This is a genomic window from Pseudomonas soli (assembly GCF_021283165.2).
Lineage (GTDB): Bacteria > Pseudomonadota > Gammaproteobacteria > Pseudomonadales > Pseudomonadaceae > Aquipseudomonas > Aquipseudomonas soli.
Map to the genome: position 1 here is coordinate 93262 of NZ_CP128543.1, position 13488 is coordinate 106749.

Sequence of the window (13488 nt, forward strand, 5' to 3'; positions counted from 1 at the left end):
GCGCCATGCATGCTAGCCGCATGCCTTAATGATGTCTAAGTGACTGAAAAATATGAAGTTCATTGTCATCAAATGGCTGGCACGACGGTTGCCAGTTTGATTGGTTGAGCTATGCGCAAGGAGATTCTCTTATGTCCACCTACCCTCGAATGGTTGTACTTGCTGCCTGTGCCCTGTCGATGATCGCGCCGGCCCAGGCCGACCCCGTGCAGGATGCTCGTCTGGAAGGGGCGTTGCAGACAGCCTTGTCCCTCAATCCCATGCTCAACCCGTTTTCTATAAAGGTGGAAGTCGATGGCCAGCAGGCGAGACTCTCCGGGGATGTTGAGAATCCGGTGGAGCAGGCGCTGGCCGAGCAGGTGGCTCTGGCCACCAAAGGTATCGAGCGGGTCGACAATCAACTGCGGATCGATCCCCGTCTGGTGGACAGGCCCCTGGAGTTGCGCGCCTACGCCCAGCGCCTGGAAGACGCCACCCTCGGCGCGGTGGTGCGCGCACGCTTGCTGTGGAGCCGAATCACCGAGAAAGCGTTCATTGAGGTGGAAAGCCGCGAAGGTGTGGTGACTCTGCGGGGCAAAGTAGACAGCCCCGAAGCCAAGGAGCTAGCAGGGGTGCTGGCGCGCACAACCGATGGAGTGCATCTGGTCAACAACCTGGTCAGCCTGGACAGCACTGCCCTTGCCAAGGCCCGGGAAAAACCCCTTGATGCGCCAGCAGGACCGCAGCCCAGCGATAGCTGGATCGTCGACAAGATTCAGGCCAGCTACCGATTCAGCCGCAACCTTGACGGATTGAACATCAAGGTAGCCAGTGATGAGGGGCTGGTCAGGTTGTCGGGTGAGGTGGTCAGTAGTGAGCAGAAAACGATTGCCGTGGAAGTCGCGAGGCAAATTGTCGGGGTACGTGGCGTCGACGCCGACCTGCTCAAGATCGCTACCAAGGTGGAGGGCTAATCGTGCAAATCGCACGACCCTATAACGGGTATCGTGCAGTATACGCACCAGGTAAAGGTTTCTAAATTTCATATGTTATTGATTTAAAAGGATTTTTTTGTAGGCTTACGACTGGCATGCAGGCTGCACTGATGTTTCCAAGCACGAATAACAAGTTCGCAGGAGGAGCCGGCATGAATCGCCACAATGTCAATCGCACGCAGAGCGCTGTAGTACCTATGCAGCAACTGCTGTTCCTCGGCATGGCTCTGCTCCTGACCTTGGCGGTGGGCTTGTTCCACCACAGCTGGCAGACCGCTCGGCTGGCCGATCAAGTGGCCGCGCAGACCGCGCTGTTGACGCAACTGCGGGCAACGCCTCACGCCAGCACCTTGGTCAAGGCTGCAGAGCCACTGGCTAGTGCTGAAAACGCTCCTGCTGTTCTTGAACGTGTCGAGCCCCAGCAACGTTGGGTGTTCTGACACTGTTAACCGATTTCGTACAAGAAAAGGAGAAACATCATGCTGAGTTGGGCTATCACTTTCCTGATCATCGCCATTATCGCCGCAGTCCTGGGCTTTGGTGGTATCGCCGGCGCTGCGACCGGTATCGCGAAGATCCTGTTCATCGTCTTCCTGGTGCTGTTCGTTGCCTCCTTCTTCTTCGGCCGCGGTAGGGGTTGACGACCATGAGCAGGATGCTCCCGAAAGCCTTGGCCGTCGCACTGCTGCTGGGCAGTGGTGCGTCGGCGCTGGCCGCCAATGACGGCCAGGTCCGGGTCAACCAGTTGCTTGGCTCGGACCCCGAATACCAGAAGACCTGGCAGAAGACGATAAAGAAAGAAGAGCGCTTGCCCGAATGGGTGATCAACCTCAGCGGCAGCTCGGCACAGCAGATGTCGGCGGTGACCGAGGACGGCGACCAGTATCTGGTTGGTCCGCTCTGCGAATCCGAGGGCAACTGCACCTACAAGCGCCTGGTCGTGGCCTTCAGCTGGGACAAGGACGAAGCCTACGGCATGCTCGTGGAAGTGCCTGAGGGCCTGCCTGCGGACAAGTCGCCGACCCGCCATGCGGACTACCGCTGGTTGGGCAAGCCGGACGAAGGCATGAAAGCTTTGCTGCAGGAGCAGCTCAAGCGTGACCCGAATTGGTACTGACCAGCGGTCGCGCACTGTAACGCTATAGAAGCTGAACCTTTTTATCTTTCAAGCTTCTATGATGCGCCGCCCCGAGGAGGGGCGGCGCATGACCAGGGGGCCGGGCCGTTCTGACTGTTGCAGGGTCGGAGTGGCCTAGGGGTACAGGGAGTGCCTCCATCATGGGCCGGGTCAGGAGAGGGTGGCATCGGAAGTTGCAGGTCGATCGGGTCGAGTTGAGGACGTGATCGATCTGGCTTCCGAAGCGCCTGTAGGGATTTATCTATCCATACGAGCGACTTTTCACTTCAGACACATTTTGTCGCTACCGTATATCGAAATTTTTTTAGTTGTCCGACAGGTCAGCCCGTGTGGCATTTCAGCCATTCGGATTGTCGAACACGCCATCAAACTCCCTTCTTTCATACCTGCAAATCTGCCGAAAAATGGCGCATTGGCCTTGTTCGGAAATCCGAACGTTGAAAATCAAGGCTTTGGCGATGCTCGATTTTGGCTTCTGGTCTCATGCCGATTCGGCATACGGTATTCGTTTCCGGCATTAGACTGCCTCTGCCCACGTCGCAATAGTTGCCGCCTTTTTCCTTGGCCCGAGCGCCAGAAATGCTCGCTCGCGGTGTCCTTACAGAGGGGGCCGGAACGGAACACGCAGCCGCCCAGCAGCTTTGAAGCGCTCTGGAACGCGACTTTCCGTCAGGTGCCCGTGACCACTACAACAAAGGGTAATGACATGAAGAAGGCAAAACTGAGCCTCGCCTGGCAGATCGTCATCGGTCTGTTGCTGGGCGTTGCAGTCGGCGCGCTACTGAATCATTTCAGTGCAGAAAAGGCATGGTGGATCAGCAACGTCCTCCAGCCAGCCGGCGATATCTTCATTCGCCTGATCAAGATGATCGTCGTCCCGATCGTGATTTCGTCGCTGATCGTGGGCATCGCCGGGGTAGGCGACGCGAAGAAACTGGGCAGTATCGGCCTGAAGACCATCATCTACTTCGAGGTGGTGACCACCATCGCCATCGTCGTCGGCCTGGTCTTGGCCAACGTGTTCCACCCGGGCGCCGGCATCGACATGAGCACCCTGGGCACCGTCGACATCTCCAAGTACCAGGCCACCGCGGCCGAGGTGCAGCATGAGCATGCGTTCATCGAGACCCTGCTCAACCTGATCCCGTCGAATATCTTCGCGGCGCTGATGCGTGGCGAGATGCTGCCGATCATCTTCTTCTCGGTGATGTTCGGCATGGGCTTGTCGAGCCTCAACGCCGATCTGCGCGAGCCGCTGGTGCGTACCTTCCAGGGCGTGTCGGAGACCATGTTCAAGGTCACCCACATGATCATGAACTACGCGCCGATCGGTGTGTTCGCCCTGATCGCCGTGACTGTCGCCAACTTCGGCTTCAGCTCGCTGCTGCCGCTGGCCAAGCTGGTGCTGCTGGTGTACTTCGCCATCGCCTTCTTCGCCTTCATGGTGCTGGGCCTGGTGGCTCGCCTGTTCGGCTTCTCGGTGATCAAGATCATGCGCATCATGAAAGATGAGCTGATCCTCGCCTACTCCACCTCCAGCTCCGAGACCGTGCTGCCGCGCGTGATCGAGAAAATGGAGAAGTACGGTGCGCCGAAGTCGATCTGCTCATTCGTGGTTCCGACCGGCTACTCGTTCAACCTTGACGGCTCGACCCTGTACCAGAGCATCGCGGCGATCTTCATCGCCCAGCTGTATGGCATCGACCTGTCCTGGAGCCAGCAGTTGCTGCTGGTGCTGACCCTGATGGTCACCTCCAAGGGTATCGCCGGCGTGCCGGGTGTATCGTTCGTGGTACTGCTGGCCACCCTGGGCAGCGTGGGCATCCCGCTGGAAGGCCTGGCCTTCATCGCCGGTGTCGACCGCATCATGGACATGGCTCGTACCGCGCTGAACGTGGTGGGCAACGCCTTGGCCGCAGTGGTCATCGCCAAGTGGCAGGGCATGTACGACGCCGAGAAAGGCGAGGCGTACTACAAGTCGCTGGTGCTGGAAAAAGGCAAGAAAGAGGCCGTGGTGGCGGGCAAGACCGTCAACCAGTAAGCCGCTGAGCTAAACGAAGAGCCCCGACTTGTCGGGGCTTTTTGCTGTCTGAAAGCTGACCGCGGTCGTGTTACCCACACTGGCCCCATCACCGGCAAGCCGGCTCCCACACGGGTCTCGCAAATCCCTTTGGGAGCCGTCTTGCCGGCGATGGGGTGCGAAGCGCCCCCAACAGCGCGCCGGTTGATTGCGCTATCATTCGGGCATTTTTTCACGGGGGAACACACGGATGCTCAACGGCCTCTGGCTCGGCTTTTTCCTGATTGCGGCCATCAGCGCCCTGGGCCAATGGCTGGTGGGCGGCAATGCCGGTATCTTCGCCGCGATGGTCGAGAGCATCTTCGCCATGGCCAAGCTCTCGGTAGAGGTGATGGTCCTGCTGTTCGGTACCCTGACCCTGTGGCTGGGTTTTCTCAAGATTGCCGAGAAGGCCGGTATCGTCGAATGGCTGGCCAAGGTCCTCGGGCCGCTGTTTGCCCGGCTGATGCCGGAGGTACCGCCGGGCCACCCTGCCCTGGGCCTGATCACCATGAACTTCGCCGCCAACGGCCTGGGCCTGGACAACGCCGCCACGCCCATCGGCCTGAAGGCCATGCGCTCGCTGCAGGAGCTCAACCCCAGCAGCACCACGGCGAGCAACGCGCAGATTCTGTTCCTGGTGCTCAATGCGTCATCGCTGACCCTGCTGCCGGTGACCATCTTCATGTACCGCGCCCAGCAAGGCGCACCTGACCCGACCATGGTGTTCCTGCCGATCCTGCTGGCCACCAGTTGCTCGACCCTGGTCGGCCTGCTGTCGGTGGCGGTGATGCAGCGCCTGCGCCTGTGGGATCCGGTGGTGCTTGCCTACCTGATCCCCGGCGCGCTGTTGCTGGGTGGCTTCATGGCTTTTCTCGGCACGCTGTCGGCGGCCGCGCTGGCCAGCCTGTCCTCGATCCTGGGCAACCTGACGCTGTTCGGCGTGATCATCCTGTTCCTGGTGATCGGCGCGTTGCGGCGGGTGCAGGTGTACGAGGCCTTCGTCGAGGGCGCCAAGGAGGGTTTCGACGTGGCCAAGGGGCTGCTGCCCTACCTGGTGGCGATGCTGGTGGCCGTGGGCGTGTTGCGTGCCTCCGGCGCCCTGGAGCTGGCCCTGGACGGCATCCGCCACGCAGTGACCTGGATGGGCCTGGATACGCGCTTCGTCGAGGGCCTGCCCACGGCGCTGGTCAAGCCGTTCTCCGGCAGCGCGGCGCGGGCGATGCTGATCGAGACCATGCAGACCCAGGGCGTGGACAGCTTCCCGGCGCTGGTGGCGGCGACCATCCAGGGCAGCACCGAAACCACCTTCTACGTGCTGGCGGTGTACTTCGGCGCGGTGGGTATCCAGCGCGTGCGCCATGCGGTGGGCTGCGCGCTGCTGGCCGAGCTGTCCGGGGTGATCGCGGCGATCTTCGTCTGCTACTGGTTCTTTGCCTGAGCCTGGCTGACGGTCCAGTCGATTACCTGGCGCGCCAGCTGGTCGCTGGCCGTACCGAAGCCGGCGACCACCGCCGGCACTTGCTGGCTGCCTAGCGGCTGGCGTACCTCGAAGCGTTTACTCGCGAGGATGCGCTGGCTGCGGCCCTGCACCAGCCGTGCATCGTAGCGAATCACCACCTCCACAGCCCCGCCTGGGCGGTACTCGCTCTGGAACGCCTGCAGTTCGCCACCCAGCTCGTAGTCCGCCTGCAGGTTGCTGTCGTCGGCACTCAGGCGCTGCACCCGGCCATCGCGCTGGAAGCCGTCGAGCAGGCGATTGCGCACCAGCATTGGCGTCGGGTCGCTCCAGCGGGCGCCCTTGTAGCTGCTGATCACATCCCCCTGGGGAATGACCGCGATACGCGGCCCGGCCAGGGCTTCGCTGGCCAGTGGCTTGTTCAGGCGCAGCGACCAGTCCAGCGGCGCGGCACTGCGGGCGGTCTGGCTCACCGGCAGGCGGTAGATATCCACAGGCTCGGACTGCGGCAGGATCGAGCAGGCCGTAGCCAGGCTCAGGGTGGTAGCGAGTGCGGCCAGGCGCAGCGACAGCTTCATGGCTGGAACTCCTTGTTGTTGTCGCGGCCCAGCAGGTAGCCGCTGGGGTCGGCTTCCAGGCGCCGGGAGATGCCCTTGAGCGAGTTGAGGGTCTCGCGCAGTTCGCGGATTGCCGGGGCGATCTGGTTCAGGCCCTGGGCACCATCGTCCAAGGACTGGCGGTTGTCCTGCAACAGGCTGTTGATGGTCGCGGTGCTTTCGGCCAGCGACTGCATGGCCTGCTCGGCGCTGCCGATGGCCTGCTTGCCCTGGGTGCCCAGCAGGCCGTTGGCATTGCGCATCAGGGCCTGGGTCTCGGCCAGGGTGGCATTGGCCTGCTTGCCGACCTGAGCCAGCTGTTCGATGGCCTCGGAAATCCCGCCCTTCTGGTTGGCGAAGGCGCCGGTGGTCTGCTCGAGGTTGGCTAAGGTATTGCTGAGGCGCTCGATATTGCTCGAAGAGAACATCTGGTTGGCGTTGTGCAGCAGCAGGTTGATGTTGGTCACCAGGTCGCTGCTATCGTTGAGCAGGCGCGAGATTGGCGATGGCGAGGCGACGATCACCGGCAGCTTGCCGTCCTTGCCCTTGAGTTCCGGGCTTTGCGGCGTGCCGCCGCTGAGCTGGATGAACGAGTTGCCGGTCACTCCCGCCAGGGTCAGCTTGGCCTGGGTGTCCTCCTTGACCGGCGTGTCGCCGCTAAGGCGCACGCGAGCCAGGACCCGACGCGGGTCCTTCGGGTCCAGGCGCAGGTTGCTGACATCACCGACCTTGATGCCGTTGTACTGCACCGGGCTGCCGCGGGACAGGCCCGACACGGCCTCGTTGAACACCACTTCGTAGTCCTTGAAAGCATCGTCGACACTGGACTTGGTCAGCCACAGGCCGAATAGCATGGCGCCCGCCACCACCAGCACGGTGACCAGGCCGATCAGGACATGATGAGCTCGGGTTTCCATCGTTCAGCGCTCCTGGCGGGCGCGCAGGGCGGCGTCTTCGGCCGCCCGGCCACGCGGGCCGTGAAAGTATTCGTGAATCCAGGGATCAACGGTCTGCTCGACCTCGGCCAGGGGCCCGGCTACCAGCACCTTCTTCTGCGACAGCACCGCCACCCGGTCGGTAATGGTGTAGAGGGTGTCCAGGTCGTGGGTGATGAGGAACACCGACAGGCCCAGGGCGTCGCGCAGGGTAAGGATCAACTGGTCGAAGGCGGCGGCGCCGATCGGGTCGAGGCCGGCGGTGGGCTCGTCGAGGAACAGGATGTCCGGGTCCAGGGCCAGGGCGCGGGCCAGGGCGGCGCGCTTGATCATGCCGCCGGACAGCGAGGCCGGGTACTTGTCGGCAGCGCTGATCGGCAGCCCGGCCAACGCCAGCTTGACCCCGGCCAGGTGCTCGGCGTCGGCCCGCGACAGCCCGGCATGCTCGATCAGCGGCAGGGCGACGTTCTCGGTAACGGTCAGCGAGGAGAACAGCGCGCCCTTCTGGAACAGCACGCCGAAGCGGCGTTCGACCAGCGAGCGCTGGTTTTCGTCGAGCGTGGCCAGGTCCTGGCCGAATACCTTGACCGTGCCTTCATTGGGCCGGCGCAGGCCGATGATGCTGCGCAGCAGCACCGATTTGCCGCTGCCCGAACCGCCGACCACGGCGAGGATTTCACCGCGGTACAGGTCCAGGTCGAGATTCTCGTGCACGCTCTGGCTGCCGAAGCGGTTGCACAGCCCCCGGGCTTCGATCACGGCTTCAGTCACCAGCCCATCTCCATGAAGAACAGCGCGGCGACCGCGTCCAGCACGATGACCACGAAGATCGATTGCACCACGGCGGAGGTGGTGTGGGCACCCACCGACTCGGCGCTGCCGCTGACCTTGAAGCCTTCCAGGCAGCCGATGGCGGCGATCAGGAAAGCGAAGAACGGCGCCTTTGCCATGCCCACCAGGAAATGCTGCACGCCGATGTCACTCTGCAGCAGCGAGAGGAACATGGCCGGCGAGATGTCCAGGGTCAGGGCACAGACCACCGCGCCGCCGATCATGCCGCAGAGCATCGCGACGAAGGTCAGCAATGGCAATGCTATCAACAGTGCCAGCACTCGGGGCACAACCAGCAGCTCGATCGGGTTGAGGCCCAGGGTGCGAATGGCGTCGATCTCTTCGTTGGCCTTCATCGAGCCGATCTGCGCGGTGAACGCGCTGGCGGTGCGCCCGGCCATGAGGATGGCGGTCAGCAGCACGGCGAACTCGCGCAGGAAGGAGAACGCTACCAGGTCGACGGTGAAGATCGTTGCGCCGAAGTCAGCCAGCACCGTAGCGCCAAGGAAGGCCACCACAGCGCCGACCAGAAAGGTCAGCAAGGCGACGATGGGCGCGGCGTCCAGGCCGGTCTGCTCGAGGTGCGCGACCACCGGGGTGACCCGCCAGCGATGCGGCTGGAACAGCCGCAGGAACAAGGTCTGCAGGATCAGGCCGATGAAACCCAGCACCTGGGTGGTGTCCTGCCACAGCTGGTCGACGGCGCGGCCGATGCGCGCCAGCAGGAGAAGCAGCACTGGCTGCTCCGGTTCCTTGACCGGGATGCAGTAGTCCTGCACCGAGCAGTAGACGTTCTTCAGCAAGGCCCGGCTGGCATCGGGGAGTTCGTCGCTGCAGCGCGACAGGCGTTCGGAGCCCAGCAGTTCGGCCAGCAGCGAGGCGCCGGCGGTGTCCAGGCGGCCCAGCTGGCTGAGGTCGGCGAGGGTTTCGTCACCGTACTGGTCGCGCAGTCGCTCGCACTCGCGCTTGAGGCTGGCGTAGTGGGCAAGGGTCCAGTCTCCGGCGATGCGCAGGCGAGTGGGCTGCTGCCGGGTGTCCAAGGTGGCGCTCGGGGCGGTCATAGGCTCCCTGCATCTGACTGGCGAATCGGCGAGTCAGATCATAGCCCATCGCGGGGTCGGCCCGCTTCCACCACGATGATGGTTGCGGGCGTGCCCCGCGATCCTTGTCAGGATTCCACCACCTTGAAGCGCAGAACCCCGATCACCTGCCCGTCCTCGGTCAGCACCCTCACCTGCCACTTGCCTGCGGGATTGGGTGGGAAGTTCTGCTTGTGGGTCCAGGCCCGGTAGCCTTCCTTGCGCCCGCCGTGAATGTCCAAGGCGATACGGTCGACCTCTTTGCCATCGAGCTGCCACACATGGTAGATGCGCTCGTTCAGACCGCGCGGCGCGTTAATGGCGGTGTAGGCATACAGCCCACCACTGCGGATACGGCTGGCCGCCACTTCGTCCAGTGATTCGCCTGGCTGGCGGTTGAGCACCTCGGTACTGATCGCCACGTCGGTCATCCACAGTGTGGCCGGCGGCACCCACGAGCGCAGCAGCCACCCGCCGCCACCCACCGCCAGGGTCACCAGCACCAGGGCCACGCCACGGCGCCAGCTGTTGATCGGGAAGCTGCTGGCCAGGCTCGGGAACGACAGCGCCATGGCGGCGATCAGTGCCAGCTTGAAGCTTTGCGCGGTGGTCAGATGCAGGATGATTGGCAATGCCGTGAGCATGGCCGCGAACAGCGTCAGGGTGTGCAGCGCCAGGAACAGCCAGCGCCGCGGCGCCAGCCACTTGTGGTACAGCGGGTCGATGATCGAGATCAGCCCCGCGGCACCGAGCAGGCCGGTGAATATTAGCTGGCCGCTGTTCCAGGTGGTGGTGATGAAGAAGAACGGCAAGACGAAGAACAGGCTTTCCTGATGGATCATCTGTGTCGCGAAGCGCAGCAACGGTTGCGGGATCTCGCGCTTGAAGGTGCGGGCGAACAGCTCGGTGAGGGTGTTCTCCAGCATCAGCCAGACCCAGCTGACCAGCATCGCGATGGCGATCCACCTTGCCAGGCCGGCCTGGCGGTCGACCAGCATGAAGCTGCCGATGCCCGAGAGGAAACCGTAGAGCGCGATGATGCCGGGGTAGCGCTTGAGCAGCTCGATGATGCGCAGGATGAAGCTGGGGATTGGGGGCATGAGGCAAGCAACAGGGAGCGGTGGATGGCAGTGCCGGCTTCATCGCGGGGCAAGCCTGCTCCCACGCATGAATTGTCGTGGGAGCGGGCTTGCCCCGCGATGAGTGCTAGCGAAAGGCTTACAGGATACCGCCGAATCAGGGCGCCCGTGTAGCACCGCTGGGCTTGGCGCGAGGCCCGCGGCGGCGGATCAGCCCGACTGCCAGGATCAACCCCAGCAACAAGGCCACCAACCCATACAGCTCGTCATACCCCAGCAACGGCTTCTCGATGCGCAGGTACCCCGGCTCCTTGAGCAGCTCGCGCAGCGCCGCATCGGCCTGTTTCAGGCTGACTTGGCGAAGTTCTCGCACCGGATCGGTGAAACGTCCGTCCTCGTAGGCGTTGAGCGCCCCCCAGTAGTAGTCGGCGAGCGCTGCGTTGCCCTGGGTGGTCCAGCTCTCCCGGGCGATCGTCGCCTCCTTGATGCGGGCGAAGGTGTCCGGGTCCAGGCCATGCTTGCGCAGATGGTCGAACAACTGCTCGAGTACCTTGAGTGCCTTGTCGAGGTCCTGGCGCTCGAGGTCGGCATTCAGGGTGAGCAGCCCGCTGTCGCCGAAGCTCTCGCGTTGTACCGACGGCCCGTAGGACAACCCGTGGCGCAGGCGCAACTGGTCGTACAGCGCCCAGTCCAGGTAGCGCGACAGCAGCTCGAGGGTCTGGTCGTGCCCCTCCTCCAGGGTCGGCTCGATGAACAGCCAGTGCAACTTGACGCTGTCGCCCAGCCAGCCGCGGGTCAGGTCGCGGCGCTGCTCGGCCTGCTGGCTGATGCTTTCGAGGTTGCGGCGTTCTTCGGGCTCGGTCGCCGGCAGCTCGCCAAAAGTGCGTTCCAGGTAGGCTGGCAGCAGGCGGTCGAGGCCGCCGACGACGATCAGCGACATGTTGTTGGCCACATACCAGTGCTCGCGCAACTGCTGGACCTGTTCCAGGGTCATGTCGTCGAAGTTGGAGCGCTCGGGACATTTCAGGCCCAGCTCGGTAGCCAGCTGGTCGCTGGCTGGGTGGCCGATGTCCTGACGGTCCAGCCAGCGCTGCAGTCGGCCGTAATGGCCACCGTCCTCGCGCTCGATGATCTTTTTCGCGGTGGCCAGCGCCTTCGTGTCGATTTGAGTATCGCGGACCACCGCCAGCAGCAGGTCGAGCACCTTGCGCTGGTTGCGCGCCGGGGCTTCGATGACGAAGGTGGTGTCGGCGCTGCTGGTGAAGGCGTTCCACTCCCCGCCCAGGGCCTGGATACGCTCCTCCAGCCCGCCCTCGCCCGTCTCGTCGATACCGCTGAACAGCAGGTGCTCGAGCAGGTGCGGCAGCTCGCGCTGGTCACAGTCGAAGTCGTCCAGGCCCACGCCCACCACCAGGCGGATCGACACATGATCACGCTCATAGCCGGACTTGAGGATGACCTGCAGGCCGTTGGGCAACAGGTAGCCCTCGACCCGCGAGCGGTCGAGGGCGAGCGTGGGCAGGCTACAAATCAGCAGGCAAACGAACAACAGGCAACGCATAGGCGAGCTCAGGTCTCCGGAGTGTCTTGGCTCAAGGCTGACGGGCTTCGTCCGGCACGCTGTCGAGCATCAGCCCGCCGGTGTCGGTGCCGCCCAGTACCACATAGGCACTGCTGCAGAACAAAGAGTTCAAACGCTTCATGTCGGCAATGAGCTCCAAGTGTAGCGAACTGGTCTCGATACTCTGCACCACTTTACGTTGCAGGCGGCTGACATGGGCGTGGGCCAGGCGCCGCTCCTGGGCGCGGAAACGACGTTTCTCGCGCAGCAACTGCTGCGCGCTCTGCGGGTCGGCGCTGAGGAACACTGACAGGCCCAGGCGCAGGTTGGCCAGCAATTGTTCCTGCAGGCCAGTCAGCTCCTCCAAGCCAACCTGGGAGAACTCCCGACGCTGCGAGGTCTTCTGCTGCTGGACCTTGCGAAGCATGCGCTCGATCAGATCGCTGGCCAGCTTCAGATTGATCGCCAGCTCGATGATCTCGGCCCAGCGCTGGTTGTCCTGCTCGCCGAGGTCTTCACGGGGCATTTGTGCCAGGTACAGCTTGATGGCGTTGTACAGCGCTTCGGCATCCTCGCCCAAGGCTCTGACTTGCTGGGGCATGGCCGTCTGGGTGCCGCGCAGGGCGCCGAGCACGGCCTCGAGCAAATTATCGACTATATCGCCCAGGCGCAGAGTCTCGCGTACGGCATTGGCCAGCGCCAGGCTGGGGGTGTTCAGCGCGGTCGGATCCAGGTGGCGGGGCTGGTTGTGGCCATTGCCATTGTCGCGTTCAGGCAACAGGTAGTTGCACACGCGGCCCATGGGCTTGACCGTCGGCAGCATCAGCAGACAGCGCAAGGTGTTGTAGAGCAGGTGGAAGCCGATCACCAGTTCCTGCGGGCTGAAGCTCAAGCTGTCCATCCACGCTACCAAGGGGTGTAGCACCGGGATGATCAGCAGCAGGCCGATGATCTTGTATAGCAGGCTGCCCAGCGCCACCCGGCGCCCGGCGCTGTTCTGCAGGCTTGTGGTGAGGAAGGCGAGCAGGCCGCTGCCGATGTTGGCACCAATCACCAGGCCGATGGCCACCGGCAGGCTGATCACTTCGGCGCCCGCCAGGGTGGCGGTGAGCAGCACGGCGGCCAGGCTTGAGTAGGAAATCATGGCGAATAGCGCGCCGATCAGGGCGTCGAGGAGGATATCGCCGGTGAGCGAGGCGAACAGCACCTTAACCCCTTGGGCGTGGGTGATCGGCGCGGCGGCGTGGACGATCAGTTGCAGTGCCAGGATGATCAGGCCCAGGCCGATGCCGACGCGGCCCAGCTGGCCGGCGCGGGTCTGCTTGCGCGAAAGGAAGAAGATCACCCCGAGGAAGATCAGCAGCGGCGACAGCCAGGACAGGTCGAAGGTCAGCACCCGCGCCATCAGCGCGGTCCCGACGTCGGCGCCGAGCATGATCGCCAGGGCCGGGGTCATGGCCATCAGGCCCTGGCCGACGAACGAGGTGACCAGCATGGCGGTGGCGTTGCTGCTCTGCACCATGGCGGTGACCAGGATCCCGGCAATGAAGGCCAGCGGGCGCTTGTTCATGTTCTGGCCGAGCACGCGGCGCAGGTTCGAGCCATAGACCCGCAGGATGCCGGTACGCACGATATGGGTGCCCCACACCAGCAACGCCACGGCGGAGAGCAGATTGAGCAGGGTCAGCATGGTCGGGCCCCCTTTTCTTCTATGCCCCTGGGCGGGGCCAATGGGTGCAGCGGTGAGCCTGGCCCGGGGGTGGGCTGTTTTTCCCAG

Annotated in this window: 13 protein-coding genes; 6 read left to right on the forward strand and 7 right to left on the reverse strand. The window is 63.5% G+C overall.

From position 1 onward, the window contains the following. Nucleotides 1-131: 131 nt before the first annotated feature. The 6 genes from LU688_RS00455 (at nt 132) to LU688_RS00480 (ending at nt 5612) form a co-directional block, all read left to right on the forward strand. Nucleotides 132-953: a BON domain-containing protein gene (locus tag LU688_RS00455; RefSeq protein ID WP_023629393.1), complete on the forward strand. Its 822-nt coding sequence runs from the start codon at nt 132-134 to the stop codon at nt 951-953. Nucleotides 954-1126: 173 nt separating this feature from the next. Further along, the gene (locus LU688_RS00460; protein ID WP_023629392.1) at nt 1127-1414 is read left to right on the forward strand and encodes a hypothetical protein; all 288 of its coding nucleotides are present in this window, start codon (nt 1127-1129) and stop codon (nt 1412-1414) included. A 39-nt stretch (nt 1415-1453) separates the two neighbouring features. Next, nucleotides 1454-1615 (forward strand): DUF1328 domain-containing protein, encoded by a 162-nt coding sequence (locus LU688_RS00465; protein WP_008092060.1) that lies wholly within the window; start codon nt 1454-1456, stop codon nt 1613-1615. Between the two features lie 5 nt (nt 1616-1620). Continuing rightward, nucleotides 1621-2091, forward strand: a complete 471-nt coding sequence (locus LU688_RS00470; RefSeq protein ID WP_031314662.1) for an inhibitor of vertebrate lysozyme family protein — start codon at nt 1621-1623, stop codon at nt 2089-2091. A gap of 727 nt (nt 2092-2818) precedes the next feature. Continuing rightward, on the forward strand, nt 2819-4153 hold the full coding sequence (gene gltP / locus LU688_RS00475) for a glutamate/aspartate:proton symporter GltP (protein WP_023629390.1): 1335 nt from the start codon (nt 2819-2821) through the stop codon (nt 4151-4153). 229 nt (nt 4154-4382) lie between these two features. Then, nucleotides 4383-5612 carry a nucleoside recognition domain-containing protein gene (locus LU688_RS00480; protein WP_046853634.1) on the forward strand — a complete coding sequence of 410 codons (1230 nt, stop codon included), beginning with the start codon at nt 4383-4385 and terminating at the stop codon, nt 5610-5612. On the opposite strand, the gene LU688_RS00485 is transcribed toward LU688_RS00480, so the two are convergent. From LU688_RS00485 to LU688_RS00515, 7 genes are all read right to left on the reverse strand, one after another. Then, nucleotides 5594-6208 carry an ABC-type transport auxiliary lipoprotein family protein gene (locus tag LU688_RS00485; protein ID WP_094010787.1) on the reverse strand — a complete coding sequence of 205 codons (615 nt, stop codon included), beginning with the start codon at nt 6206-6208 and terminating at the stop codon, nt 5594-5596. The two genes, LU688_RS00480 and LU688_RS00485, sit on opposite strands and share 19 nt — an antisense overlap. Beyond that, nucleotides 6205-7143, reverse strand: coding sequence for an MlaD family protein (locus LU688_RS00490; RefSeq protein ID WP_023632377.1), 939 nt, complete (start codon nt 7141-7143; stop codon nt 6205-6207). Before LU688_RS00490 ends, LU688_RS00485 begins: the two co-directional genes overlap by 4 nt. 3 nt (nt 7144-7146) lie before the next feature. After that, a complete protein-coding gene (locus LU688_RS00495; RefSeq protein WP_094010786.1) occupies nt 7147-7932 on the reverse strand; it encodes an ABC transporter ATP-binding protein in 786 nt (261 codons plus the stop codon). Then, nucleotides 7929-9053: an ABC transporter permease gene (locus tag LU688_RS00500; RefSeq protein ID WP_094010785.1), complete on the reverse strand. Its 1125-nt coding sequence runs from the start codon at nt 9051-9053 to the stop codon at nt 7929-7931. The genes LU688_RS00495 and LU688_RS00500 overlap by 4 nt, the downstream gene beginning before the upstream one ends. A 107-nt stretch (nt 9054-9160) precedes the next feature. Next, entirely contained in the window at nt 9161-10171 is a 1011-nt protein-coding gene (locus LU688_RS00505; RefSeq protein WP_094010784.1) for a DUF5924 family protein, read from the reverse strand. 136 nt (nt 10172-10307) lie between these two features. Continuing rightward, a complete protein-coding gene (locus LU688_RS00510; RefSeq protein ID WP_094010783.1) occupies nt 10308-11711 on the reverse strand; it encodes a M16 family metallopeptidase in 1404 nt (467 codons plus the stop codon). 31 nt (nt 11712-11742) lie between these two features. Continuing rightward, nucleotides 11743-13401, reverse strand: a complete 1659-nt coding sequence (locus LU688_RS00515) for a Na/Pi cotransporter family protein (protein WP_094010782.1) — start codon at nt 13399-13401, stop codon at nt 11743-11745. Nucleotides 13402-13488: the final 87 nt, after the last annotated feature.

Bases quoted from the DNA above. Each gene is read 5' to 3' on its own strand.
- LU688_RS00455 (WP_023629393.1), top strand. From the start codon at position 132: ATGTCCACCTACCCTCGAATGGTTGTACTTGCTGCCTGTGCCCTGTCG.
- LU688_RS00460 (WP_023629392.1), top strand. From the start codon at position 1,127: ATGAATCGCCACAATGTCAATCGCACGCAGAGCGCTGTAGTACCTATG.
- LU688_RS00465 (WP_008092060.1), top strand. From the start codon at position 1,454: ATGCTGAGTTGGGCTATCACTTTCCTGATCATCGCCATTATCGCCGCA.
- LU688_RS00470 (WP_031314662.1), top strand. From the start codon at position 1,621: ATGAGCAGGATGCTCCCGAAAGCCTTGGCCGTCGCACTGCTGCTGGGC.
- gltP (WP_023629390.1), top strand. From the start codon at position 2,819: ATGAAGAAGGCAAAACTGAGCCTCGCCTGGCAGATCGTCATCGGTCTG.
- LU688_RS00480 (WP_046853634.1), top strand. From the start codon at position 4,383: ATGCTCAACGGCCTCTGGCTCGGCTTTTTCCTGATTGCGGCCATCAGC.
- LU688_RS00485 (WP_094010787.1), bottom strand. From the start codon at position 6,208: ATGAAGCTGTCGCTGCGCCTGGCCGCACTCGCTACCACCCTGAGCCTG.
- LU688_RS00490 (WP_023632377.1), bottom strand. From the start codon at position 7,143: ATGGAAACCCGAGCTCATCATGTCCTGATCGGCCTGGTCACCGTGCTG.
- LU688_RS00500 (WP_094010785.1), bottom strand. From the start codon at position 9,053: ATGACCGCCCCGAGCGCCACCTTGGACACCCGGCAGCAGCCCACTCGC.
- LU688_RS00505 (WP_094010784.1), bottom strand. From the start codon at position 10,171: ATGCCCCCAATCCCCAGCTTCATCCTGCGCATCATCGAGCTGCTCAAG.
- LU688_RS00510 (WP_094010783.1), bottom strand. From the start codon at position 11,711: ATGCGTTGCCTGTTGTTCGTTTGCCTGCTGATTTGTAGCCTGCCCACG.
- LU688_RS00515 (WP_094010782.1), bottom strand. From the start codon at position 13,401: ATGCTGACCCTGCTCAATCTGCTCTCCGCCGTGGCGTTGCTGGTGTGG.